21 protein-coding genes and 7 tRNA genes are annotated in these 24,744 nt (G+C 41.0%); 16 read left to right on the plus strand and 12 right to left on the minus strand.

Going from position 1 to position 24,744, the window contains the following annotated elements; genetic code table 11:
• Positions 1–32: 32 nt before the first annotated feature.
• The 3 genes from PSPO_RS08615 to PSPO_RS08625 form a co-directional block, all read right to left on the minus strand.
• Positions 33–707 carry a MotA/TolQ/ExbB proton channel family protein gene (locus tag PSPO_RS08615; RefSeq protein WP_010559839.1) on the minus strand — a complete coding sequence of 225 codons (675 nt, stop codon included), beginning with the start codon at positions 705–707 and terminating at the stop codon, positions 33–35.
• Positions 700–1,035: a PadR family transcriptional regulator gene (locus tag PSPO_RS08620; protein WP_040642776.1), complete on the minus strand. Its 336-nt coding sequence runs from the start codon at positions 1,033–1,035 to the stop codon at positions 700–702. The genes PSPO_RS08615 and PSPO_RS08620 overlap by 8 nt, the downstream gene beginning before the upstream one ends.
• A 255-nt stretch (positions 1,036–1,290) precedes the next feature.
• Positions 1,291–1,827 (minus strand): hypothetical protein, encoded by a 537-nt coding sequence (locus PSPO_RS08625; RefSeq protein ID WP_010559837.1) that lies wholly within the window; start codon positions 1,825–1,827, stop codon positions 1,291–1,293.
• A 347-nt stretch (positions 1,828–2,174) separates the two neighbouring features.
• Here PSPO_RS08625 and PSPO_RS08630 point away from each other — a divergent pair, with 347 nt between their 5' ends.
• From PSPO_RS08630 to PSPO_RS08640, 3 genes are all read left to right on the plus strand, one after another.
• The gene (locus PSPO_RS08630; protein ID WP_010559836.1) at positions 2,175–3,542 is read left to right on the plus strand and encodes a HAMP domain-containing sensor histidine kinase; all 1,368 of its coding nucleotides are present in this window, start codon (positions 2,175–2,177) and stop codon (positions 3,540–3,542) included.
• Positions 3,542–4,891 (plus strand): sigma-54-dependent transcriptional regulator, encoded by a 1,350-nt coding sequence (locus PSPO_RS08635; RefSeq protein WP_010559835.1) that lies wholly within the window; start codon positions 3,542–3,544, stop codon positions 4,889–4,891. Before PSPO_RS08630 ends, PSPO_RS08635 begins: the two co-directional genes overlap by 1 nt.
• A 79-nt stretch (positions 4,892–4,970) precedes the next feature.
• Positions 4,971–5,213, plus strand: coding sequence for a hypothetical protein (locus tag PSPO_RS08640; RefSeq protein WP_010559834.1), 243 nt, complete (start codon positions 4,971–4,973; stop codon positions 5,211–5,213).
• A gap of 56 nt (positions 5,214–5,269) precedes the next feature.
• On the opposite strand, the gene PSPO_RS08645 is transcribed toward PSPO_RS08640, so the two are convergent.
• Genes PSPO_RS08645 through PSPO_RS08655 form a run of 3 tightly spaced genes read right to left on the minus strand, consistent with a single transcriptional unit; the run spans position 5,270 to position 9,592 of the window.
• Positions 5,270–6,193, minus strand: a complete 924-nt coding sequence (locus PSPO_RS08645; protein WP_010559833.1) for a class I SAM-dependent methyltransferase — start codon at positions 6,191–6,193, stop codon at positions 5,270–5,272.
• Positions 6,186–8,201, minus strand: coding sequence for an excinuclease ABC subunit UvrB (uvrB, locus tag PSPO_RS08650; protein WP_010559832.1), 2,016 nt, complete (start codon positions 8,199–8,201; stop codon positions 6,186–6,188). The genes PSPO_RS08645 and uvrB overlap by 8 nt, the downstream gene beginning before the upstream one ends.
• Positions 8,202–8,209: 8 nt before the next feature.
• Positions 8,210–9,592, minus strand: a complete 1,383-nt coding sequence (locus PSPO_RS08655) for an MATE family efflux transporter (protein WP_010559831.1) — start codon at positions 9,590–9,592, stop codon at positions 8,210–8,212.
• Positions 9,593–10,921: 1,329 nt separating this feature from the next.
• Here PSPO_RS08655 and PSPO_RS08660 point away from each other — a divergent pair.
• The 12 genes from PSPO_RS08660 (at position 10,922) to nth (ending at position 20,467) form a co-directional block, all read left to right on the plus strand.
• Positions 10,922–10,998, plus strand: a tRNA-Asn gene (locus tag PSPO_RS08660).
• A 20-nt stretch (positions 10,999–11,018) separates the two neighbouring features.
• Positions 11,019–11,095 (plus strand) — tRNA-Asn (locus PSPO_RS08665).
• 28 nt (positions 11,096–11,123) lie between these two features.
• Positions 11,124–11,200 (plus strand) — tRNA-Asn (locus tag PSPO_RS08670).
• Positions 11,201–11,221: 21 nt separating this feature from the next.
• Positions 11,222–11,298: transfer RNA gene (locus PSPO_RS08675), tRNA-Asn, on the plus strand.
• Between the two features lie 197 nt (positions 11,299–11,495).
• Positions 11,496–13,427, plus strand: coding sequence for an EAL domain-containing protein (locus PSPO_RS08680; RefSeq protein ID WP_010559830.1), 1,932 nt, complete (start codon positions 11,496–11,498; stop codon positions 13,425–13,427).
• Between the two features lie 192 nt (positions 13,428–13,619).
• The gene (gene rsxA, locus PSPO_RS08685) at positions 13,620–14,201 is read left to right on the plus strand and encodes an electron transport complex subunit RsxA (RefSeq protein ID WP_010559829.1); all 582 of its coding nucleotides are present in this window, start codon (positions 13,620–13,622) and stop codon (positions 14,199–14,201) included.
• The gene (gene rsxB, locus PSPO_RS08690; RefSeq protein ID WP_010559828.1) at positions 14,202–14,756 is read left to right on the plus strand and encodes an electron transport complex subunit RsxB; all 555 of its coding nucleotides are present in this window, start codon (positions 14,202–14,204) and stop codon (positions 14,754–14,756) included.
• A gap of 9 nt (positions 14,757–14,765) precedes the next feature.
• Positions 14,766–17,441 (plus strand): electron transport complex subunit RsxC, encoded by a 2,676-nt coding sequence (rsxC, locus tag PSPO_RS08695; protein WP_010559827.1) that lies wholly within the window; start codon positions 14,766–14,768, stop codon positions 17,439–17,441.
• 1 nt (position 17,442) lies between these two features.
• Positions 17,443–18,498, plus strand: coding sequence for an electron transport complex subunit RsxD (gene rsxD, locus PSPO_RS08700; RefSeq protein ID WP_010559826.1), 1,056 nt, complete (start codon positions 17,443–17,445; stop codon positions 18,496–18,498).
• Positions 18,498–19,136 (plus strand): electron transport complex subunit RsxG, encoded by a 639-nt coding sequence (gene rsxG, locus PSPO_RS08705; protein WP_010559825.1) that lies wholly within the window; start codon positions 18,498–18,500, stop codon positions 19,134–19,136. The genes rsxD and rsxG overlap by 1 nt, the downstream gene beginning before the upstream one ends.
• On the plus strand, positions 19,129–19,827 hold the full coding sequence (locus PSPO_RS08710; protein ID WP_010559824.1) for an electron transport complex subunit E: 699 nt from the start codon (positions 19,129–19,131) through the stop codon (positions 19,825–19,827). Before rsxG ends, PSPO_RS08710 begins: the two co-directional genes overlap by 8 nt.
• A gap of 4 nt (positions 19,828–19,831) precedes the next feature.
• Positions 19,832–20,467: an endonuclease III gene (nth, locus tag PSPO_RS08715; protein ID WP_010559823.1), complete on the plus strand. Its 636-nt coding sequence runs from the start codon at positions 19,832–19,834 to the stop codon at positions 20,465–20,467.
• Positions 20,468–20,542: 75 nt separating this feature from the next.
• Here nth and PSPO_RS08720 read toward each other — a convergent pair whose 3' ends face one another.
• Positions 20,543–21,742, minus strand: a complete 1,200-nt coding sequence (locus tag PSPO_RS08720; RefSeq protein WP_010559822.1) for a type III PLP-dependent enzyme — start codon at positions 21,740–21,742, stop codon at positions 20,543–20,545.
• Between the two features lie 569 nt (positions 21,743–22,311).
• Here PSPO_RS08720 and gloA point away from each other — a divergent pair.
• Positions 22,312–22,701: a lactoylglutathione lyase gene (gene gloA / locus PSPO_RS08725; protein ID WP_010559821.1), complete on the plus strand. Its 390-nt coding sequence runs from the start codon at positions 22,312–22,314 to the stop codon at positions 22,699–22,701.
• A 69-nt stretch (positions 22,702–22,770) separates the two neighbouring features.
• On the opposite strand, the gene PSPO_RS08730 is transcribed toward gloA, so the two are convergent.
• The 5 genes from PSPO_RS08730 to PSPO_RS08750 form a co-directional block, all read right to left on the minus strand.
• Complete coding sequence (locus tag PSPO_RS08730) at positions 22,771–23,418, minus strand: Qnr family pentapeptide repeat protein (RefSeq protein WP_010559820.1); 648 nt, start codon at positions 23,416–23,418, stop codon at positions 22,771–22,773.
• Positions 23,419–23,661: 243 nt separating this feature from the next.
• Positions 23,662–24,144: a prepilin-type N-terminal cleavage/methylation domain-containing protein gene (locus PSPO_RS08735; protein ID WP_040642778.1), complete on the minus strand. Its 483-nt coding sequence runs from the start codon at positions 24,142–24,144 to the stop codon at positions 23,662–23,664.
• A 125-nt stretch (positions 24,145–24,269) separates the two neighbouring features.
• Positions 24,270–24,345: transfer RNA gene (locus PSPO_RS08740), tRNA-Glu, on the minus strand.
• A 105-nt stretch (positions 24,346–24,450) separates the two neighbouring features.
• A tRNA-Glu gene (locus PSPO_RS08745) sits at positions 24,451–24,526 on the minus strand.
• Between the two features lie 96 nt (positions 24,527–24,622).
• A tRNA-Glu gene (locus PSPO_RS08750) sits at positions 24,623–24,698 on the minus strand.
• Positions 24,699–24,744: the final 46 nt, after the last annotated feature.

The following is a 24,744-nucleotide window of genomic DNA, read 5'->3' on the forward strand; positions in this document are numbered from 1 at the left end:
GGCTTTTTTGTTTTAACTTTGGCGTAAAATTTTTAGTTTAGTAACTTAGATTCAATACGTTGCGCTGCAACATAACAAATCAGTTTAACAATAGCACCGTAGTAAAACGTCAAAATTGATACAGCAAATGCAGGGCCAATTACACTGCTAAACTCTTGTGCACTAATATTTGATGCCATCGCCACCCAACCAATCAAGGTCGTAATGCCGCCACACCACAAAGCAGAATTTCCTAGTACCGAAAAAACACGCTTTGATTGCACGAGTTCTCTCTCACTAAAGCTTCTTTCATCACTTACCACGCAACCAAATGCAAAGGTAAATTCTTGCCAAGACGTAGCAGCAATAGCAAAAAAGATAGCTGGAGGAAACACCAACATTGCTGATGGCACATCAATAAACGCGGTTACATCCGCACCCATAACCATGCCAAATACCATCATCGACATAAACACAATTAGACTTAAAATAAACATGATTAACCCTCTTTGAGTTGTTGGCATAAAACGGTAGGCTAGATTAAACGTCTGCTGCCAATACCAATATTGAATTGCAATCGGCGCGAGGCCTTGTTGTTGTTTTAAATAATACGTTTCTTCTAAATCGCCAATTACCGCATCGCGTATTGACGCAGGTAAGCTCCAGCTCAGCAGTTTATTTGCTAGCACCATTTCGTGTTTGTTTTTAAGCGGAGATGAACTATGCATAATGTGCTAACTTACTTAACTGCACACCTTGCCATAAGGTATCAAGTGCATTTTTAGCACGATTAAGCGCCTGCTTTCCTTGACCGGTTACAGCATAAAACTTCTTTGCTCTACCACCTCGTTCAGCAATTGCTTCCCCTTGCGAGCTTGTTAACAAACCTTTTTTTTCAAGGCGTTCCAAAGTGGTATACAAGGCCCCTACACTCACATCGCGATCAATTGCTTCAACTAGCATGTCGCGAATAGACACCCCGTATGCATTGTCATTGAGTTTTAAAATGGCAAGCATCACCATTTGTTCAAACTCACCTAGAAACTTCTCTTTCATTGCTATTTAAATATATTATTTTTATCACAATGTAGAATAAATAATATAACCCGTCCAATTAATTCTACAATGTAGTATTAATATACGAATAAAGCGTGAGATAAGATAACGCATATTAAACGTAGTTTGTGCACCAAATTAACCCGAGTTGAGGTTAAATAGAATTTACAGATTCAATGATTTATAGAAAGGTGGACGCAAGTAATAAAGCCAAGCGTGGTTTTAACAGCCTGGCTTCGCTTGATGTATATTTTGTTATTTTTGACTTAGTATATTTTGCAACTCAACAATTTGCGTTGGCGTTAAGTCGGCCGTGTTCAAAAGGTGTTTTAACGCATGAAAAGGTCCATCCGATTCATCGCCTTCAAATTTAAACTTAAATACTTGAGCCTGCTTTTCACCGTCACTCAAAACAAATACATTGCTACCGCTTTGTGACGACCAAGCTTCATCAGCATGGATTTCGATATGCTTTTCAATATCGCCCTCACCACTTTTAAATGCAAATACCTTCAATCCTTGATCATGTTCAACCTCAAGGTTACGTAATAACTCTCGCACCTTTTCTTGTTTTTCAGATGGTAAACCCGCAACTGCATCTTCAATTTGCTGCTCACTCGGCTTGCCATCGAACTGTATCTTAATAGGCGTTGTTGCCCCATCACTTATCAGTTCAATATCGGTTTTGTATTCAATAACTTTTACTTTTTTCTCTGTATCACCCGCCATCGCTGTAGTACATGCAAGTGCTAATGCCGCTAATAGTAAAAAACGTGTTTTTTTTAGTAACATGGTTAATTCCTTGTTTAATTGATTTTGTTGTTAACTCTGTTTGTTACTAAGGAATTTTCATGCCAAAAGTATAATCATTTGATTTAAAATGGTTTTTGCTATTTTTTAATCATTTTAACGAAATTGAGTTTGCCTATATGCGGGTCGCATTTCCTGATATCAGGAATTGTAGTATGAAAACTGTGAGCACTTTTTTAATACTGAATTACATTTGAGTAGTAACTATATAACTTTCAATGTGTTGTATAGTTATTCTTAATTTAGGCATTAGCTGATAATCTGGTACAAAGTTTGAATTAAGATATGGCCACGTGTTATTTACATTCGATAAAAAAGGAAAGCCCTCTTTGAGTATCAGAAAACTGTTAATTATCACCTTAGTTGTGTTGTTTGCCAGCGTCGCATTAATTCAAACGGCACTCACTATGTATTTTAAGCAACAAATCGAAAGTGAAATCTTAAGTAAAAGTGAAGTATTAACAGAAAAAATATTAGCCTCGACCAAAGATAAGGTTCGTAAAAAGCTAATTGAAATTGCCCCAAAAAGTGGGGATAACAGCGATATGAAATTTGAATTTCATATCGCTGCAGAATCAGATAGCGATGCTCATGCAGCATCTAACGCGCACGAAAACAGTACTACTGTTGTAAAACGCCATGTGGTAATCGATAAAGATAACGAACGCAGTATTGAAATTATTAGTCAGAATGCAGAGCAGATTGAAGCGGTGTTTATGGCGGTAGACGACTTAGACAATATGCAAGTACATCGTCAAATTAGTACCGAATACCTTACCGACAGCGCGAGTTTTGAACGCTTTACGCAGTCAATTCTTTGGAGTATTGCTATTTCCTCTGCCCTTGCATTGCTACTGGCGCTTTGGCTTACCAACAAAATCACGCGGCCAATTAATCAGCTAGTGCAAGCGATGAATGAGTTAGATAACGATAAACTCGGTATTCAAATTCCTGCAAAAGGTGTAACCGAACTTAAGCGTTGTGCACAGCAGTTTAATTCAATGAGCAGCAAACTGGCCGAATTCGCCAAAGTACAGCATCAAATAGAACAGAAAAAACACCTAGCGCAGCTTGGTGAATTAAGTCGGGGTATTGCCCATGCACTTCGTAACCCAGTTCACACCCTAAACTTAACCATAGACCAATATTTTAAAGCACCCGAAACAGAGCGTACTAAGCTAGAACAAATTGCGCATACTAAAATCGAGCATATTGATAAAAATATTAATGCACTTCTAACCCTCTCCAAAGATAAAGTCGACAGAAGCACTGAGGTACCGCTTGCTGCCGTACTAACGGATATAAAGCTCGAACTATTATCAGAAAATACACCCATTAACATCAATTGCGATAACAGTATTAAACTCGTTGGCCTCGAAACCGAAGTACGCAGTATTTTACATACGCTTATTGTCAATGGTATTGAATCAGGCGGCGAAAACAACGTTATTGATATTGATGTAAATACACATGAAAAAACGGTAAACGTTGAGATTAATGACAAAGGTAAAGGTGTAAATTCAGCTATTCAAGCGCAATTATTCCAACCGCATGTAAGCGACAAGCCAGATGGTGCCGGCATCGGCCTTTACCTCGCTAAACAGATTATCAATTTGTATTACGCGGGCGATATTCAACTTATTAACACCAGTCAAAATGGTAGTCACTTTCGCGCAATGTTTAAAAGAGAAGTTTAATGGATAACGTACATATTCTATTGGTTGAGGACGATACTGCTCAAAATGAGTTAATCGCTGCAATGTTAAGTGCTGAGGGGTTTACCGTTACAGCGACATTTAGCGTGGAAGAAGCTATTGTGGCGCTTAAAGCTGATAATCGCATTAGCTTAATTTTTAGTGATTGGAAACTAGGCCAATTAAGCGGGCTTGAATTATTAGAGTTTACGCGAAAAAACAACTTCCCTGTGGGTATTGTTATTGCCACAGCTTACGGCTCAATTGATCATGCTGCACTTGCCATTGAAAAAGGCGCGGATGACTATTTAGCAAAGCCATTTCAGCGCCAAGAGCTATTACTGGCACTCGCCAAAGCAAATAAAGCCAATCAGTTACGTTTAACCAACCAAACGCTTAATAGTCAACTGAGCCAACAAGATAGCATGGTCGATTTGATTGGCAGTGCCCCATGTATGCAAAAGGTATTTCAACGTATTGAAAAAGTGGCTTCCACTAACGCAACCGTTTTAATTAGTGGTGAAAGCGGAACCGGAAAAGAGCTTGCAGCGCGTGCACTTCATAAAATTTCACCGCGCAAAAGTAGCCCATTTATTGCGATTAACTGTGGCGCAATTCCTGAATCCATTGCCGAAGCTGAATTATTTGGCGCCAAAAAAGGGGCTTTTACTGGAGCTAATCAAGATAAGCTCGGAAAATTTGCCGCGGCCGACGGTGGTACTTTATTTTTAGATGAAGTAGCGGAGCTTAGCCCGCAGTTACAAACTAAACTACTGCGCTTTTTACAAGAGGGGGTGATCACCCCGTTAGGCTGTCACCAAGAAGTAGCGCTTGATGTACGTGTGATTGCAGCAAGCCATAAACAATTATTAGCACAAGTTGAAGAAGGCCTATTTCGCGAAGACTTGTATTATCGCTTAAACGTTGTGCCTATTCATATGCCAGCACTGCGTGAGCGAAGTGAAGACATCGGCAAGCTTATTCATTACTTTAAAGACAAATTTAGCCAACAGTATGGTGGAGATATTGAGCCATTAAGTGCGCACACGTTAAAACAGCTATTAAGCTACCCGTGGCCTGGTAATGTTAGGCAGCTGTCAAATTGCATTGAGCGTTACGCGCTACTTGGCGATGAGGACGAACTATTAGAGAGCCTTACACACGAAAACGGGCAACTCCAGCAAGGCGGTCAATATATTTTGCCTAGTGAGGGAATAGATTGGCATCAGTTTGAACGCGATATTTTATTGCAATCGCTTAAACGCTGTGAAAATAATAAAACTGCAGCCGCAAAATTATTAGGGCTAAGTTACAAAGCCTTTTTATATCGACTCGAAAAACACCAAATTTGACCGTTTATCATTAAATTTCACATTGTGTATGTTTTTGCATTAAGCTAAAGCCACATTTACTCGAAGGTTAGGAGCGACAATGAGTGGCACAACGATGATTGTGATGATCGTATTTGTCTCAGTAGGTTTTGGCGTATTGGCAGATATGTACAACAAGCACATTAAATTTAAAGAGAAGACGTTAAAACACAATCAAGCAAATGATGCACAAACAGAAGATTTAAAACAACAAATCACCAAGCTAACTGAACGTGTTCAAGTACTCGAAAAAATTGTAACGGACGATGGCTACCAAGTAGCGAAAGAAATCAATAAGTTATAAAAAAAGCGCTAAGTATTTTACTTAGCGCTTTTTTTGTTTTGCATCGGCTACTTATTTTACGCTAGACGATAAACCAGCGCTTTTAAATTTGCGCCATCTGGCTCTTCAAAACTCGGAGCCGCTGGTAGTCTTTCAACAAAGCTCAGTCGCCCTTCGGTGGCGTCACTTATCATCTCGATAAACAGGTTTTCTGAGACATCAGGGCTGTTAGCACATAACAATAGCTGCGTATTGCTGTGGCATAAATCCGGCAAACGGCGTAAAATTTTTTGATAATCTTTGGTTAGTACGAAACTGCCTTTTTGAAAACTCGGCGGATCAACCACAATTAAATCAAATGGCGCGGCCTTTTTTAATTTACCAAATGACTTCAAAATATCGTGAGGTAAATAACTAATATTTTCCGCCACCTTATTTAATCGATGATTATCAGCCCCCGTACGCAACACTGATTTATTCATATCCATATTAATAACTTGTTGAGCGCCACCTAATTTAGCGACAACCGAAAACGCACAGGTATATGAAAATAAGTTAAGTACTTTTGCATCGTGACTATTATTTTTAACAAACGCCCTGCCCTCACGCATATCAGGAAAAATACCCGTATTTTGCGTTTTGGTTAGTTGTACCCAATATTTGGCGCCAAGTTCAGCAACTTCGAATCGGTCTTGCACCTCACCAAACGGTACAGACACTTGCGTATCACGTCCGGCACGATACTGAAACACAAGCCCTTTTGCGTTAAATCCAGCAGCTTGCTGCGCTTGCCAAACGGCTTCTGTTAGAGCGTTTTGCGTTGTTTCATCAATTATGTTGTAGCACGCAAGAAATAAATACGGCGGGTACCAATCTAAATTGATGAAATTAGTTTCACCTTGGCTATCACCGCGGCCATGGTAAACACGGCACACTTCATCGTTAAACGGTGCGCCTTTGGCAATAGCGCTTAGTAAATTGGTTAAATCGATATTAGGCATTTATTAATTCTTGATGTAATTGTTGAATTTGATCGCGTACGCTTGCTGCCTTTTCAAATTCAAGGTCTCGGGCAAACGCCAACATTTCAGATTCAAGCTGTTTGATTTTCTTGTTAATTTCATCGGCTGATAAAATTTCAGCGGTCGCTTTACTGACCGTTCTCTTACTTGCTTTCGGCGCATCATCAACTTGTTCACCCACGTCCATAATGTCGGTGATTTTCTTATTCAGGGCTTGTGGCGTAATGCCGTTATCTAAGTTGTATTGGTGCTGAATACTGCGTCTACGTTCGGTTTCGTCAATTGCCCGCTTCATCGAATCTGTTATGCGATCCGCATATAGAATTGCGCGGCCGTTAATATGACGGGCAGCACGACCAATGGTCTGAATAAGCGACCGGGTTGAACGCAAGAAACCTTCCTTGTCAGCATCTAAAATCGCCACCAAAGACACTTCTGGCATATCTAACCCTTCACGAAGCAAGTTAATTCCGACCAGCACATCAAATACACCCGCACGTAAGTCACGAATAATTTCAACACGTTCAACGGTATCTATATCAGAGTGAAGGTAACGCACTTTTACATCGTGATCATTTAAATAATCGGATAAATCCTCAGCCATGCGTTTGGTTAATGTGGTAACTAATACACGCTCGTTTAGCTCAACACGCTTATAAATTTCAGATAATAAATCATCCACTTGCGTTCCGACTGGGCGAATTTCAAGTTCCGGATCTAATAGGCCTGTTGGACGAATAACTTGCTCGGCTACTTCGTTATTGGAGCGTTCTAATTCATAATCGCCAGGCGTTGCCGACACATAAATCGTTTGCGGCGAAATCGCTTCGAATTCTTCAAACTTTAACGGACGATTATCAAGTGCCGATGGTAAACGAAAGCCATATTCCACAAGGTTTTCTTTACGACTGCGATCGCCACGATACATTGCGCCTACTTGCGATACAGTTACGTGTGATTCATCAATAATCATTAACGCTTCATCAGGCAAGTAATCAAGCAATGTCGGTGGTGGCTCGCCAGGTGCCCGGCCCGATAAATAACGCGAGTAGTTTTCAATGCCCGAGCAATATCCCAGCTCGCTCATCATTTCAATATCATATTGGGTACGCTGTGCAACGCGCTGCTCTTCAACTAAACGGTTATTATCAAGTAACTGTTTACGACGAATTTTCAACTCTTCTTTAATGTTGTCTATTGCCGCTAAAATCTTTTCACGCGGCGTTACATAGTGGGTTTTCGGGTAAATTGTGGCGCGAATAATATGCCGTTCCACCGCGCCTGTAAGTGGATCAAAAATGCTTAAGCGGTCCACTTCATCGTCAAACATTTCAACGCGAATAGCCATGGTTTCAGATTCAGCAGGAAAAATATCTATTACTTCGCCGCGCACACGATAGGTACCACGTTGAAAATCAATGTCATTGCGGGTGTATTGCAGTTCAGCAAGTCGGCGCAGTAAGTCACGCTGATCTATGGTGTCACCTTGCTTTATCAGTAACATCATCTTTAAATAAGAGTCAGGATCGCCCAAACCGTAAATTGCCGAAACTGAAGCAACAATAATAACGTCTTGTCGCTCAAGCAACGCTTTGGTTGCAGATAAACGCATTTGTTCGATGTGGTCGTTTATTGAAGCATCTTTCTCAATAAAGGTATCACTTGCAACTACATACGCTTCTGGCTGGTAATAGTCGTAGTAAGAAACAAAGTACTCCACGGCATTTTCAGGAAAGAACTCTTTCATCTCACCGTATAGCTGAGCTGCTAGGGTTTTGTTATGCGCCAAAATAATGGTCGGGCGATTTAGCTCTGCAATAACATTCGCCATGGTAAAGGTTTTACCTGTACCGGTAGCACCCAGTAAGGTTTGGTGGGCCAATCCTGCTTCGAGTCCATCAACTAGTTGCGCGATGGCAGTGGGTTGATCGCCATTGGGTTTAAAGGGCGATACCAATTTGAAATCTGAAACATTTTCTTTACTCATATTTCCCTCTAAACAGTGTGTGGCACAATACTATTATGGCATTTGGTTAACTGCTTTTTAAACCATGTGTATGAAACGCATGCTGTGAATAAGTTACCCACTAACGCACCAATAAATAGCCCTTGTAAGTCGCCGATTAAACTACCGACATAGGCAAATGGCAAATAAAACACAAATAAGCGTACAATACTAAGTACCAGCGCGTGCATTGGCTTGTGTAATGCGTTTAATGATGAATTAGTTAAAATTATAATACCCTGCAAACCGTAGCCTAACGGTAAAATGTAGATAAACAGTTTTATCACATCGATAACACTTTGCTCTTCAGCAAATATATGGCTTATCACACCACTTAACGCGATAAGCACTAGGTAAATAACGAACTGCCATATAAGTACAAACTTCAGGCTCGCCATATAAGCTGCCTCAACACGGTCGTAACGATTTGCACCGAAATTTTGGCTAATAAAAGGTGGTAGTGTCATAGAAAGTGCTAACACCACAATACTGGCGATTGATTCGATACGACTTCCCACACCAAATGCCGCCACCGCATGCGCGCCATAGCTTGCGACAATCGCAGTCATAATTGCCATTGCTATCGGCGTTAGCATATTTGCACTGGCTGCTGGTACGCCAATTTTTAGCATTTTTACCGTTGCAGTCATAAAGCTTTGCTGACACTTTTCCCAAGCCACAAGTTTGCGTTTAATAATCAGTAGATAAAGAATAAAGGCAACACCAAATGACCAGGCAATAACACTCGCAATCGCAGCACCTTTAATGCCCATGGCAGGCACTGGTCCAAAGCCAAAAATTAAAATAGGGTCCAAGATTGCGTTTATCACCCCCGCCCCGCCCATAATAATGCTGGGTGTTTTAGTATCGCCGCTAGCACGCAAAACGGCGTTACCAATCATTGGGGTAATAAGTAGCGCGCTGCCGATAAACCAAACCGTCATATAATCACGAATATAAACCAGCAGTTCTGGTGTCGCGCCAAGTAATGTAAAAATCGGTGTGATCAGTAAATAGCCAATAAATGACGTCACCACAACTAACAATGCAGACACGATTAATGCGACTGCACCATCGAAACGCGCTTCAGCGTGATTATTTGCACCAAGTGCTTTAGCAATTATTGCCGATGTGGCGATACTGAGGCCTATTGCAAGGCTGATAACCGTAAATGTAACCGGAAAGGTAAAACTAATTGCAGCAAGTTGTTCTGTGCCCAACATACTGACAAAAAAAGTATCGACAATATTAAACAACATTAAGGTGATCATGCCGAAAATCATTGGCACGGTCATTTTAACAAGTGTTTTTTCAATCGGCGCTTCGAGAAGCGATGCGGCGCTATTTGCTGATTGCGATTTAGACTGTTGCATGAGGACCCTTATATAAGCACCGCAACATTCTAATGAAATGAGCGCGTTGATACCATCGCAAATTAACTTTTTACAAACCCGCCCAACCAATGTAAACAAAAAGTAAACCAAAAGAATTCTATATTTACATTTGATTTATATAAATACACTGATATTCCGATAGATACTCAGTTAGTAACAGCTAACAACCACTGCTCCGACTAGTTTTTACACAACAACTTGCGCAATAAACATACCGAGATTACATTTCGAACAATTTTCAACCAAAAACCATCAAATAAATTAAATCATTGAATTTATTAGCAAATATTTTTTATTTGAAAACTATTGCATTTCTCTTACAACCGATAAATAAAGGGCTTGGTTATGTTCTCAAAGATTCATAAACAGAGTTATCCACAGATTTAGTGGATAACTAAATGTAGCCCTTTATTAATCAGCGATTACAAAAATAAATATGTCATAGAGTGCGCTAATATCAGTATCAAAAAAATTGCCAAGAAAAATATTGATACTTTTTCACTAGTGATTAATTCATTAATCGTTAGGTAAATCAAAATACTTATTATTAGAACCAATTGCGCGTTTTATTTGCTCTTTGCTCTTAGCTCTTAAATAAGTATAAGGCGATTTACAACCGAGTATGTCTTTTTATTAGTGTCGGATAAGCGAAAACGATACTTTTTAAGTTCCCAATCTCCTTATAGTTAAACTAGGCATAGCGTATTGTTTTTTAGCATTACACGTTTTCACTAATTTAATTGTTCTGGGCTTAATTCTAATTATGATGAGTATTTGTGCCTTTTAGCTTCTTTATACACTCGAGTTTGAGATGTATCGCCACCGTTTTGCATTAGCCTGTCAGTTCAGTGAAGCAAATAAATCACAAAGTATTCGTAAATGCTCGCTTTAACATTTTATCTAAAAACACAGTTATAAGCCTGTATCCTATTGAGAATTAGACATTGTGAGTTTGACTCAGTAATCAATAGCTTTTAGATATCCACCAATAATCGCTGATTATTTAAAAGTGTTAAAAGTAAAAACCAAGTTCAGTGTTTATATCATCCGTAAGCACAATTTTAAGGTAATAAAATGAATGGCAAGGTAGCGAGTGTCTAATTTTTGACTTTAGATACTTCATTTTAATATGTAATTTCCATCATTTTTAAAACACTAATGAACAAATAACACACGAAAGCAGTTAAAAAACTAGCAAGTTGCACAACAAATATGCATTCAAACCACTTTTTTAACTTTCTTAATTAATAGTTGTTGACACTTCCCCATGCTGTCATTAATATTTCGCCCCGTTGAGAACAACGCCATTCCCCCTTAGCTCAGTTGGTTAGAGCGACGGACTGTTAATCCGCAGGTCCCCCGTTCGAGTCGGGGAGGGGGAGCCAAGTTCTTAGCATTTAACGATTCCCCCTTAGCTCAGTTGGTTAGAGCGACGGACTGTTAATCCGCAGGTCCCCCGTTCGAGTCGGGGAGGGGGAGCCAATCGTTAATCTACTTTAAGTATGCTTGTTCCCCCTTAGCTCAGTTGGTTAGAGCGACGGACTGTTAATCCGCAGGTCCCCCGTTCGAGTCGGGGAGGGGGAGCCAAAGCACACTGCCTATTGTTGTTCCCCCTTAGCTCAGTTGGTTAGAGCGACGGACTGTTAATCCGCAGGTCCCCCGTTCGAGTCGGGGAGGGGGAGCCAATTCTTACCTTTCTATATTACATTTTATTACCTTTATTAGACTTTTCTTAGAATATAACTTACCATTTCATAAGTGATTTTTTGTATTAGTGACAGAGTTTTGGTCTTGCATAGCTGACAAGTATGCCGATCTATTGTTGTCCCCTATTTCATTTAATACAATCTACCAATTAATACAGCGTGAGATAAGAAAAACCATGGCAGGATTAACTCGCTTTATTACAATCCAAGTATTTTTTTGCTTGCTAGCAACAGCACTTACTGGATATATGCTTAATTCAGCGTTGCATCAATATGCAAACTCGCAACAATTAAAAGTGCAAAGAGCAATCGATCTTGAACTCGCTCAAATAACGACTGAGCAAGATATCGAAGCATTCGCAAAGAATATAAAGTTACAGTACAACCTTGATAAATTAGTCATTAAAGACAAAGAAAATGAAACTATTTTCAGCAATCAAGGCAACTTAAACTACCTGCCCTTTTTAGTAAAACACCTACAAAATTACAAACCGTTTATTCGCTCTCAACATGGCGCGGGAAGCGATTTAGGTCTTAAAATCGAGTTTACGCTACGCCTACAGCAAACCGCTGAAATCGTACAAAATGCGTTTTTGATTTTATTTTTGATCATTTTAGTGCTCACCCTTGTGCCTTTTATCACGTTAAAGCTGACATTAATGCAAGCGTCAAATCGTATGGGCGATGCCATTTCAAATATGGTCGATAAGTACATTGAAAATGACAGTAAAGATGGCAAACTCGACTCATCTCTTGCTGATAACGCAGTGAGCAATATTTTTCCGAGCATTGTTCGCTTAAATGGCTTTTTAAAGCGCAAGCAAAAAGACATTGAATCCTCTGCCCTTGATATTAAACGTGAAGCCTACAAAGACACTGTGACAGGGCTAGGCAACCGTAATTTATTTATAGAGCACTACGAACACCAAATTGAAAACGCCGATAAACCGTGTTTCGGTACCCTTGCCGTTATACGCTGTACTGAATTGAACTTAATAAACCAAACGCGCGGTTATCAGCAAGGCGATGAATACATTAAAGATGTGTCAGATCTCATCACCCAAGCTATTGGCACTTACTCTGGCAGCACCAGTTATCGCTTAAATAGTTCAGACTTCGCAGTACTGTTAATCAACGTACCAATTAAAGAAGCAGAAAAACTTGGCGAAGTACTGCAAAGTAAATTCACTGAATTTCAACAACACGTTGAACTTACCAGTGTCGCAAATACCGGTATTGTGTCTTTTGAAACAGGCAAGCCACTTAGCCCACTATTGGCGCAAGTAGATACTGCTCTTAGCCTTGCACAAAGTAAAACCACAAATGGCTACCATATTCAAAAAGAAAGCGACATAATTGATAATGTTTCAGCAAGTTTTGGTAATCAAAATTGGCGTCAAGTGATTGATGATGTATTAAACAACAATCGCATTCAGTTAATGATCCAAACCATTATGCCAACCAGTCGTAGTGCTAAGGCCTACTCTGAGATATTCGCGCGTTTTAAAACGTCTGACGAACACATTTTGCCAACCTCTTCGTTCTTAGCAATGAGTGAAAAGCTCAATCAACACGCACATGTAGACCGTCTTGTTATCGAAGAAGCAATTAATGCAATTAAAACGCGTAACCTGAACGACCAGTTTTTCGGTGTAAACGTATCGGCTAAAAGCGCTCACGACGAGCAGTTTTCGATTTGGCTTGAACGTCGCTTACTAAAAGATAATGCCATTGCCGCTAAATTAATTTTTGAAGTGAGTGAATTCGGTTTACAACAAAACGTAAAAGCATCAAAACGCTTTATTGATATGATCCACCGTGTAGGTGCGCGTATTACCGTTGAACGTTTTGGTGTTGGCTTAACCTCATTTAAGTTTTTCCGCGATTTAAAACCTGATTTTATTAAAATGGATGCAACCTACACGCGCGGCTTAGAAGAAGATAAAAACAACCAGTACTTTATGCGTTTAATGGTTGATTTGGCTCACCGCATTGGCGTTACTGTACTTGCCGAAGGAGTCGAAAGCCAAGAAGAAAAACACATTATTGAACAACTGTGTTTAGATGGTGCACAAGGCTATTACATCGAAAAGCCCAAAGAGATTTAATTTACACCATTTAAAAAGGGGCTTTATCGCCCCTTTTTAACGCCACAATTACCTTTTGTTTAAATTTCACACTAAACTCCCCCACACTACTTTAACAATTGAAACTGAATGAGATTTGTTTAGCGGAATAAGTTGAGCTTTAATCCGAAAATTTGGATAATAAGCGTCAAATGTAGCGCATATAAGATTTCAATGACCGAATACCTACTGTTACTCATTGCCACAGTATTAGTAAACAACTTTGTTTTGGTACAGTTCTTAGGCCTGTGCCCGTTTATGGGTGTGTCTGGCAAGCTGGATACCGCAATTGGTATGTCTCTTGCGACTACTTTTGTACTCACGTTGGCATCAGTCACCAGTTACCTCGTAAATCAATATATTCTTATACCGCTCGAGCTCACTTTTCTGCGCACTATGAGCTTTATTTTAGTAATCGCAGTTGTTGTGCAATTTACCGAAATGGTGGTACGTAAAACCAGCCCGACATTGTATCGCTTACTGGGTATATTTTTACCGTTAATCACCACCAACTGTGCGGTACTTGGCGTAGCGCTATTAAACACCCGTGAGCAACACTCATTTTTACAATCGGCAATTTACGGCTTTGGCGCCGCAGTCGGTTTTTCATTGGTACTTGTTTTATTTGCGGCAATGCGCGAGCGATTAGCGGCAGCAGACGTACCAGCCCCATTTAAAGGCGCGTCTATCGCCATGATCACAGCTGGTTTAATGTCGTTGGCATTTCTTGGCTTCACCGGACTGGTAAAACTGTAAATGACTTTATTCTACGCCCTACTCGCCTTAGGCGGTTTAGCGCTGTTATTTGGCGCAATTCTTGGCTTTGCCGCAATTCGCTATAAAATTGACGGCAACCCTATCGTCGAACAAATCGATGAAATATTACCGCAAACGCAATGCGGTCAGTGTGGCTACCCTGGCTGTCGCCCTTATGCAGAAGCCATTGCTAATGGTGACGACGTTAACAAGTGCCCACCGGGAGGCGAAGCAACGGTACAAAAGCTCGCGGATTTAATGGGAGTTGAAGCCAAACCGCTTGCTGGCGGCGAAGAAAAAGAACCGATTAAAACAGTTGCCTACATTCGAGAAGATGAATGTATTGGCTGTACTAAATGCATTCAAGCATGTCCTGTTGATGCCATTGTCGGCGCAACACGCCAAATGCACACGGTATTAATTGACGAATGTACAGGGTGCGATCTGTGCGTTGAACCTTGTCCGGTAGACTGCATCGACATGGTGCCAGTTAAAACCACAAGTAAAAACTGGAAATGGGACTTACAAGCCATTCCAGTAACAAATATCGATTAGAGGTTGTTGGTGGAATCTATTTTAGAACAAATTGAACGTGGTAAGCTTTGGTCGATTCCGGGCGGTGTACACCCTGCCCCGAATAAAGCGAGTTCAACACAACAACCAATTAAGCGCTTACCGTTACCTGAAAGTTTAACTATTCCGCTTAAGCAACACATTGGCGATAACGGGCGTTTGCTCGTTAAAACGGGTGATCGTGTATTAAAAGGTCAAGCCTTAACCGAACCTGCAGGCCACTGGAGCGTGCCTGTACATGCACCAACCTCTGGTACTATCAGCGAAATCGCGATGAAGCCAACCACACACCCAAGTGCATTGCCTGAGCCGAGTGTAGTATTACTGCCAGATGGTGAAGACACATGGTGTGAACTATCTCCATGGCCTGACTTTTATGCCAAATCTGACCAAGAGATTGTAACCCGTATTCACAGTGCCGGTATCAGCGGTATGGGCGGTGCGGGTTTTCCTGCATATGTTAAAGCCCAGCCTAAAAATGAAATAGAATTTCTAATCATTAACGGTGTTGAATGCGAGCCATATATCAGCGCCGATGACATGCTGATGCGTGAGCATGCTAGCGAGTTAATTAAAGGCATTGAGGTATTACGCAAACTTTATCAGCCAACCAAAATTTTAATTGGTATTGAAGACGATAAGCCTGAAGCGATCGCTGCACTGAAAAAAGCCTGTGAAAATGACCACTATACTCAAGTATGCCCGGTGCCAACTAAATACCCATCGGGCGGTGAAAAGCAACTTATTCAACTGTTAACGTCAAAACATGTACCACAAGGTGGGATCCCATCTGATATTGGTATGGTGGTTCATAATGTCGGTACTATTTTCGCTATTTATCAGGCCATATACGAAGGCAAACCGCTTATTGAGCGTGTTGTAACGGTAACAGGTGAAACCATTTCAACACCCGGTAATGTTTGGAGTTTACTCGGTACACCAATCAAGTTCTTGCTCGAACAAAGCGGCTTTCAGCCACAGCAGTGGCAACGTGTAATTATGGGCGGTCCAATGATGGGCTTTACCTTACCGAGCGTACGCCTTCCAATAATAAAAACCAGTAACTGCGTGCTCGCGCCAAGTGAACATGAAATGCCGATGCCCGGTGAAGAAAAAGCCTGTATTCGCTGCAGTGCGTGCGCCGACGCCTGCCCTGCTACACTACTACCACAGCAGCTACAATGGTTTGCCAAAAGTAAAGAATACGACAAGTTAGAAGAACATAACTTATTTGACTGTATTGAATGCGGTGCGTGTGCCTATGTGTGCCCAAGTGAAATTCCACTGGTGCAATATTACCGTGTTGCCAAGGCAGAAATTCGTCAAGAGCGCGAAGATAAGGTTAAAGCAGAACGTGCAAAAGAGCGTTTTGAAGCACGTAATGAACGTTTGAAGCGCGAACAAGAAGAACGCCAAAACCGACACAAACGCGCGGCAACACGAACGAACGATGACGCTAAGTCGAAAGTTGAAGAAGCCTCGAAACGAGTTTCATCAAATGATAAAAGTGCAGCTGTTCAAGCAGCTTTAGCGCGCGCTAAAGCAAAACGTTCAGATAATGGTGAGCCAGATAATTCTGAAATGGCAAAGCTGCGTGAAGAACGAAAAGCACAAGCTCGCGCATATAAAGAAGAAAAACCAGCAGCGACAAGTAATGACAGTAAGAAAGATGCCGTTGCAGCTGCAATAGCACGTGCAAAAGCGAAAAAAGCCGAGCAAACAAACGAGCAAGATGTAAAAGATAATACGAGCGACCCGCGTAAAGCAGCCGTCGCCGCAGCAATAGCTCGCGCCAAAGCTAAAAAAGAAGTGAAAGGTTCCGATGACGATGCCAATAATAGCGCTACTAATGAAACGGACACATCGAGCGATAACGATCCACGTAAAGCCGCTGTTGCCGCTGCTATTGCTCGTGCAAAGGCTAAAAAGGCTGCACAGCAGGCTGAAGAACCATCAACTGAAACGCTTGATGAAACCAAGGCTCAAGACGCAAGCGAAAGCACCAGTGATGATCCACGTAAAGCAGCAGTCGCCGCTGCTATCGCTCGTGCAAAAGCCAAAAAGGCAGCAAAGCAGGCTGAAGAATCATCAACTGAAGCGCTAAATGAAACCAAAGCTCAAGACGCAGACGAAAGCACCGATGATGATCCGCGTAAAGCCGCTGTTGCCGCAGCTATCGCTCGTGCAAAAGCCAAGAAGGCTGCAAAGCAGGCTGAAGAATCATCAGCAAAAGCGCTAGATGAAACGGAAACCCAAGACGCAGACGAAAGCGCCAGTGATGATTCACGTAAAGCAGCTGTTGCCGCTGCTATTGCTCGTGCAAAAGCTAAAAAAGCTGCAAAGCAAACTGAAGAATCATCAGTAAAAGAGCTAGATGAAACGGAAATTCAAGACGCAGACGAAAGCGCCGATGATGATCCACGTAAAGCCGCAGTCGCTGCCGCTATTGCTCGTGCAAAAGCCAAAAAAGCAGCCAAGCAAGCGGCTGAGCAAAACGACTTGCCACAATCGAACGATAACGATGTGGAGCAACAAGATAACCTAGCTGCAGTTGAGACAACTGAGAAACCAAAACTCGATGCTGAAGCGAAGAAAAAGGCAGCGATAGCCGCTGCAATCGCAAAGGCTAAAGCCAAAAAAGCGCAACAAGATAAAGGATCGGAATAACGTGCAATTATCCTTAAGCAGCTCGCCACACAAACACAGCCATAAGTCGCTCGGTGCACTTATGCTCAAAGTTGCCTTTGCAGCAAGCCTAGGCATTGCCTGTCAGGCTTACTTTTTTGGTTTTGGTGTAATTATTCAATTATTGCTGGCAATTATCACTGCGATTGCGGCCGAAGCTTTTGTGCTAAAACTACGTAAGCGCAATATAAAATCCGCGTTAAGCGATTATAGCGCGGTACTTACTGCCGTGTTACTTGCTATCAGTATACCGCCGCTTGCGCCTTGGTGGGTGATTGTTATTGGTACCGCGTTTGCCATTATTTTTGTTAAACAACTGTATGGCGGCCTTGGTTTTAATTTATTTAACCCTGCGATGGCAGGCTATGTGCTGTTGTTAATTTCGTTTCCGGTACAAATGACAACATGGTCACCTCCCATTGAACTTGCATTTAATCAACATACCCTGTTAGATGAAATTAGCGTTATCTTTACTGGCATAACCCAAAGCGGACTCACAACAGAGCAGTTAAGACTCGGCGTAGATGGCGTGTCTATGGCAACCCCACTCGATACGCTAAAAATTAGTCTTAGCAAAGGGCTCACCACCTCAGAAAGTTTGCAAAACCCAATTTTTGGCGAACTTGCTGGAATCGGTTGGCAATGGGTTAATCTAGCATACCTATTAGGCGGCATTTATTTATTAAAAGCGCGCGTTATTAACTGGCATATTCCAGTAAGCTTTATAGCTAGCCTTGCTATTTGTGCCAGCATTGGTGTGATGTTTCACCCAGGTGTTAGTACCGGTCCTGTGCTTCATTTATTTAGTGGCGCAACCATGTTAGCTGCATTTTTTATTGCCACCGACCCGGTGTCTGCATCAACAACGAATAAAGGCCGTTTAATTTACGGTGCCTTAATTGGCCTGTTGGTTTACCTTATTCGTACTTATGGTGGATACCCTGACGCTGTTGCGTTCTCTGTATTGTTACTCAATATGGCGGTGCCTTTAATTGACTTCTACACGCAGCCAAAAGTGTATGGCGCTAAGGAGCAATAATGTTATCTAAATCAATTTCTAAAAACGCACTAATTTTAGGCGCGTTTGCAATTGCCAGCACTGCGGTAGTAACCCTTACTTACATCGCAACTAAGCCTGCGATTGAACACAATAAACAGCAAAAACTAATGACAACATTAGGCCAAGTTATTAGTGAAAGTGACTACGACAACACACTTTATTTAGATTGTGCGCAGATTAAAGAAGATTATTTAAATCACGCGAGTGTTACCAAAGTTTATCGCGCTAAAAGTGGTGATAAGCCCGTCGCAGTGGTTCTACAATCAACTGCACCAGATGGTTACAGCGGTAATATTGAAATTCTTTCTGCCATTTATATTGATGGCACAATAGCTGGTGTACGCGTTATTGAACACAAGGAAACGCCAGGGCTTGGTGATAAAGTAGAAATTCGTCGCTCAGACTGGATAACCAGTTTTGATGGCAAACGCCCTACTTCAATTAAAGATACGTCATGGGCAGTAAAAAAAGATGGTGGTCAATTTGACGCATTTACAGGTGCAACAATCACGCCTCGCGCCGTGATTAATGCCGTTAAACGTGCAAGTCTTTATACCCAAAATCAGCATCAAGCGCTGTTTAATCAAGATAATTTATGCGGAGTAAATAATGACTGAACAACTGCGCGATATAATTAACCAAGGACTGTGGAAAAATAACCCAGCATTGGTACAACTGCTTGGTTTATGCCCATTATTGGCAGTATCGGCGACCGTAACCAATGCGCTTGGTTTAGGATTAGCCACCTTGTTTGTATTGTTAGGGTCAAACGTCACCGTAGCAATAGTACGTGAATGGGTGCCAAAAGAAATTCGCATTCCAGTATTTGTGATGATCATCGCCGCATTTGTGACAATGATCGAGTTATTAATGAATGCCTTTAGTCACGAGCTGTACTTATCACTGGGTATTTTCATTCCATTAATCGTTACCAACTGCGCCATTATTGGTCGTGCGGAAGCATTTGCCTCTAAAAATTCAGTGCCACTTGCAGCATTTGATGGTTTGATGATGGGACTGGGTTTTCTTGCTGTGTTAATGCTATTGGGCGCGATGCGTGAATTATTAGGACAAGGTACTTTATTTGATGGTGCACATTTACTGCTGGGTGATTGGGCAAAAGTGTTACGCATTGAAATAATGCAAACCGAAACAAAGTTTTTACTTGCGATTCTATCACCAGGTGCTTTCTTAGGCATGGGCTTGCTTATTGCGTTAAAAAATTACATTGACGCTAAACAGCAATCACAACAAGACGAACCAATTACTGAAAAAGCGCCACGCGCACGTGTAACAAGCCTGGACTAAGCACATGAATAAAACAAAACGCCGCGAAATATTAGAGCGTTTACGCGCCGACAACCCAGAGCCTAAATCGGAATTAGAATACTCAAATCCGTTTGAATTATTGGTTGCGGTTACGTTATCAGCACAGGCAACGGACGTTGGCGTAAATAAAGCAACACGTAAGCTATTTCCCGTAGCCAATACGCCAGAAGCCATTGTGGCACTTGGTGTTGAAGGCCTCAAAGAATACATAAAAACCATTGGCCTTTATAACTCAAAAGCTAACAATGTTTATAAACTTAGCCAAATATTAATTGAAAAGCATAACAGCCAAGTACCTGAAAGTTTAGAGGCGTTAGTTGCCCTACCCGGTGTTGGCCGCAAAACTGCAAATGTTGTTTTAAACTGTGCTTTTGGTTGGCCAACAATTGCAGTCGACACCCATATTTTCCGCGTATCAAACCGTACTAAATTCGCCATGGGTAAAGACGTTGATGCAGTAGAAGCAAAACTTGAAAAAGTGGTACCAAAAGAATTTAAAGTAGACGTACACCACTGGCTTATTTTACATGGCCGATACGTATGTGTTGCGCGAAAACCCAAATGCGGCAGCTGTTTAATTGAAGATTTATGTGAATTTAAAGAGAAGATTGATTTGTAGTTCACAGATATTTAATAAAGTAAAAAGGGCATTTTAAATGCCCTTTTTTGCGAGTATTTCACGTAAACAAAGTGATTAAGCACTTACAACTAGGTTGGTGCTCTCAACTTCATTTAATACCACAGTAGCTGCGCGCTTAAAGAAGTTAAAATCTGTTGCCGTACATGAAGTATACGCGCCCATCATAGTTGAGATAATAAGGTCGCCATTTTCCAGTTTAGGTAACATAATTTCTTCGCGGATCACATCAATGCTGTCGCATGTTGGACCTGCAAGTACCGACATAAAACGCTCACCAGTTGTTTGCGCTGAATCAATTTGATACTTAGCTTCGTCAAACATTAAACCGCTAAACGAGCCATATAAACCGTCATCCAAGTAATACCAAGTTTTGCCGCCACGCACTGCTTGCCCCATCACTGATGCAATATTAGTTACTGCCGTTGCCACAATAAAACGCCCTGGTTCAGCAATCACGCGTACTGTTTCAGGTAACTTCGCCAATGCATCACGAATAGGTGCACAAAAATCAGCAATATTTGGCACTTCTGGTGTGTATTTCACAGGGAAACCACCACCAATATCAAGTGTACTCAGTGCAGGTAAACCCGCATCAATTACCGCCAACATAATGTGATGGCATTTGGTAATCGCATCTGCGTATTTCACACCACTTTTGGTTTGTGAGCCAACATGGAACGATAGCCCTTTAATGCGAATACCTAAATCAAATGCATGTTGAATTAGTGTTATAGCATCTTCAGGTAAGCAACCGAATTTTTTCGATAAGTCAGCTAATACCTCAGGGTTTGGAAAGCTAACGCGTACCAATAACTCAACCTGATCTTTGTATTTTTCAAACTTATCAATTTCGTTGATGTTATCAACCACAAACACATTGCAGCCATACGCAAGTGCATGTGAAATATCAATATCACGCTTAATTGGGTGCGTTTGAATTGTACGCTCACTCGGTACACCGACCGATTGTACAAGGTCGACTTCACCGTTTGTTGCTAAATCAAAATACGCACCTTCAGCAAGCAACGTAGTTACAACAGCTGGGTGTGGTAATGGCTTTAGCGCATAGTGCAAATCAACATTCGGTAATGCGGCCTGTAACGCACGATATTGTGTTCTGATCAGATCACAATCTAGCACCATAAGCGGTGAACCAAATTGAGCAACTAATTGTTCAGCTTGTGGTTTTTCAATTACTAAACCGTGACAAGCATCAACATTGGTAATAGGGGCCATTACAGGTGTTAAAGACATAGCGATTCTCCGAGCAGTGTCAATAAAACTAAACTAATCAAATAAACTCATTATGAGTTCGAGCGAGTTAAACATACTTAAACATTCAAGTTCACTCTTGGATAGTTGCTCTATCGCCTTGCTGCAATAAATTGCAATGTACTCGGATTGGCTATCAACAAGAAGCGTGCGAATAATAAATCAGATTTTTTTAGATGCAATCTTTTTTTATTAAAATTTAATAAAAATATTTAAAATAAAATTAAAGCTATAAATATCAATTAACTATGGCGTTTTATAAAAAGTAATAATCAAGCGTAATGCTTAACTTGTAATGTGAGCAAGCAAGAAAATGCCGAAAACAACAAAATACAAGCGTTGCGCGATTTTATTATGAATAATCCGAAAGCAGCCAAATAAACTAGCCTCAACTAGGCGCTAGCAATTTATTTAAAGGCTTTGTCCGCAAAGCCTTTAAAAATAATGTACTGAGCCCAATAATCTATAACAGTAAATTACTGTTTTACGCTTAGCGATAAGCAACAATTTTGTTAAGCGTAAAAATATAAAACCTGTTTATAGGGGCACATATGCGTTTGTTACACACCATGATCCGTGTTGCGGATTTAGATAAGTCTGTTGAGTTTTATACCAAAGTACTCGGTATGAAAGAGCTACGACGTTCTGAAAATACTGAATACCGTTATACGTTGGCATTTGTTGGTTATGGCGACGAAAAAGACAATGCGGTTATTGAGCTAACCTACAACTGGGATACCGACAGCTACGACCACGGTAATGCATTTGGTCACTTAGCCATTGAATATGATGACATTTACGCTGCGTGCGAAGAAATCAAAGCGCTAGGTGGTGTTGTATCGCGCGAGCCAGGCCCAGTAAAAGGCGGCACAACCGAAATTGCGTTTGTCAAAGACCCAGATGGTTACTCTATTGAGCTAATACAAAATAAATTTAAGTAGTAGCCAATTGGCTATCGGTTAGCTCATGATAATCACTGAGCTAACCAAACCAACAGGTATAGTCTTTTATTACACCACCACTACGCCTAAGTAGTTTAGCAATGACGCTTGCTGCCATGGGTTAATTTTAACACCCGTTAAATTTACTCGACGGGGATCTAATCCGTCTAGATCGATATCGGTCAGATCGCAGCCCGTTAACTTAAATTGTCGCCAACTTTCCGGTGAAAATTCACCGCCACTTAGGTCCGAGCCAGACAAAGACGCATCTTGTAAATTAGCGCCAATCCAGCGGTTATTATTGAGCTTACATTTTTCAATGCATTGATTATCGAAATTCGCATACGATAAATTGCAGTTAGTCATTTCAACACTGCAAAAATAGTTTCGGTATGAGATTTGATTTGCAAAACTCGTTCTGAAAAAGTCCGCGCCTTTGAGATCACACTGATTAAACTTAGCACCAAAACAATTTGCACCAATAAACGAGCAAAGAGACAACTGACAACTAATAAACTGAACATCTTGCAATTTGGCATATGAAAAATCACACCCTATTTCATCGCCTTGCTCTATAAATACACACTCAATAAATTGCGTATCTTGCAGTTGTGTTCGTGAAAAGTTGCAGCGCAAAAAATGACATTGATTAAACACACTATGAGTTAAATCTTGTTGAGAGAAATCTTTTTCAATATAAGTCTGCTGTTCAAACATGCCGTTACCCGTTAATTTAGTTAGCGGCAGATTAACATTAGAGAAAGATTATTCAATAAAAATAACTCTTTAAAATACAAAAATTTAAAATCGCTCAAATCTGGGTTTTAAGACACCTAATTAACAACTGGAAGCGAGAAAATAATTCAAGCCAAGAAACCGAGCTGAAAAATAATTTATGCGCTTAAACGCGATTCTAGCGTTGATTTAAAAAATTAATTAACGGTTGGCTTTATTTAATTATTAACAACCAGTAAGTACTTGTTGATACACAGGCGGCGTGCTGGCTGATGCGGCTTGGGTATAACGAAAATAGCAATTATCATCGCTTATTTGCGTATCCCCATCAAAATCCCAACCAATATAGGTAAATCTAATACCTTGATATTGGATCTGCAGATCGTCGGATAAGTTAATGCGCTTCTCAATATCTGTGTTATCCAAGTAGCCCCACATAAGTCGCGTCTCAAACGAGCCATTATTATCAAGATCAACATCGAAAAGATCAGGTCGACCAGGGACGGCTTGTGTTGAGTAGCTTTTCATTAGAGATTTGTAGTGAACAAGATCATTGGCTTGTTCAACACTTACTTGAATTTGATTGATCACTTCACTGCGCGCATCGCTCGATAGTCCCATGAACCTTGGAATAGCAGTAACAGCTAATACACCGAGTATGACAATGACAATAATCAATTCTATAAGCGTAAATCCACGTGATTTCATAACAGCGTTAAATCAATAAGAACTGGGACGTTTATAATATAGCAATTATCTGGTAATTCGAAATTAAATGAGGTGATTGCTTGATTTAGGTTCTGAGAGTTTCAGAAGAATAGATTCAGAATAAGTGGCGTCCCCTAGGGGATTCGAACCCCTGTTACCGCCGTGAAAGGGCGGTGTCCTAGGCCTCTAGACGAAGGGGACGCAGTATCTTAAAGATAATGTGTCACTAGGACTGGTTATTTTCACTCTTACCATACGAGCTTTAATGACTCACCCCACTCTTTTAAAACTAAGCTTAAAAATAAGTGGCGTCCCCTAGGGGATTCGAACCCCTGTTACCGCCGTGAAAGGGCGGTGTCCTAGGCCTCTAGACGAAGGGGACAACATGGTGTTGTCACTAGGACTGGTTATTTATACTCTTACCATGCGAGCTTTTAATGACTCACCCCACTCTTTTAAAAATAAGCTTAAAAATAAGTGGCGTCCCCTAGGGGATTCGAACCCCTGTTACCGCCGTGAAAGGGCGGTGTCCTAGGCCTCTAGACGAAGGGGACAACATGGTGTTGTCACTAGGACTGGTTATTTTCACTCTTACCATAC

Origin of the sequence: Pseudoalteromonas spongiae UST010723-006, from assembly GCF_000238255.3 — a bacterium.
GTDB lineage: Bacteria > Pseudomonadota > Gammaproteobacteria > Enterobacterales > Alteromonadaceae > Pseudoalteromonas > Pseudoalteromonas spongiae.

Bases quoted from the DNA above. Each gene is read 5' to 3' on its own strand.
- PSPO_RS08615 (WP_010559839.1), bottom strand. From the start codon at position 707: ATGCATAGTTCATCTCCGCTTAAAAACAAACACGAAATGGTGCTAGCA.
- PSPO_RS08620 (WP_040642776.1), bottom strand. From the start codon at position 1,035: ATGAAAGAGAAGTTTCTAGGTGAGTTTGAACAAATGGTGATGCTTGCC.
- PSPO_RS08625 (WP_010559837.1), bottom strand. From the start codon at position 1,827: ATGTTACTAAAAAAAACACGTTTTTTACTATTAGCGGCATTAGCACTT.
- PSPO_RS08635 (WP_010559835.1), top strand. From the start codon at position 3,542: ATGGATAACGTACATATTCTATTGGTTGAGGACGATACTGCTCAAAAT.
- PSPO_RS08640 (WP_010559834.1), top strand. From the start codon at position 4,971: ATGAGTGGCACAACGATGATTGTGATGATCGTATTTGTCTCAGTAGGT.
- PSPO_RS08645 (WP_010559833.1), bottom strand. From the start codon at position 6,193: ATGCCTAATATCGATTTAACCAATTTACTAAGCGCTATTGCCAAAGGC.
- uvrB (WP_010559832.1), bottom strand. From the start codon at position 8,201: ATGAGTAAAGAAAATGTTTCAGATTTCAAATTGGTATCGCCCTTTAAA.
- PSPO_RS08655 (WP_010559831.1), bottom strand. From the start codon at position 9,592: ATGCAACAGTCTAAATCGCAATCAGCAAATAGCGCCGCATCGCTTCTC.
- PSPO_RS08680 (WP_010559830.1), top strand. From the start codon at position 11,496: ATGGCAGGATTAACTCGCTTTATTACAATCCAAGTATTTTTTTGCTTG.
- rsxA (WP_010559829.1), top strand. From the start codon at position 13,620: ATGACCGAATACCTACTGTTACTCATTGCCACAGTATTAGTAAACAAC.
- rsxB (WP_010559828.1), top strand. From the start codon at position 14,202: ATGACTTTATTCTACGCCCTACTCGCCTTAGGCGGTTTAGCGCTGTTA.
- rsxG (WP_010559825.1), top strand. From the start codon at position 18,498: ATGTTATCTAAATCAATTTCTAAAAACGCACTAATTTTAGGCGCGTTT.
- PSPO_RS08710 (WP_010559824.1), top strand. From the start codon at position 19,129: ATGACTGAACAACTGCGCGATATAATTAACCAAGGACTGTGGAAAAAT.
- nth (WP_010559823.1), top strand. From the start codon at position 19,832: ATGAATAAAACAAAACGCCGCGAAATATTAGAGCGTTTACGCGCCGAC.
- PSPO_RS08720 (WP_010559822.1), bottom strand. From the start codon at position 21,742: ATGTCTTTAACACCTGTAATGGCCCCTATTACCAATGTTGATGCTTGT.
- gloA (WP_010559821.1), top strand. From the start codon at position 22,312: ATGCGTTTGTTACACACCATGATCCGTGTTGCGGATTTAGATAAGTCT.
- PSPO_RS08730 (WP_010559820.1), bottom strand. From the start codon at position 23,418: ATGTTTGAACAGCAGACTTATATTGAAAAAGATTTCTCTCAACAAGAT.
- PSPO_RS08735 (WP_040642778.1), bottom strand. From the start codon at position 24,144: ATGAAATCACGTGGATTTACGCTTATAGAATTGATTATTGTCATTGTC.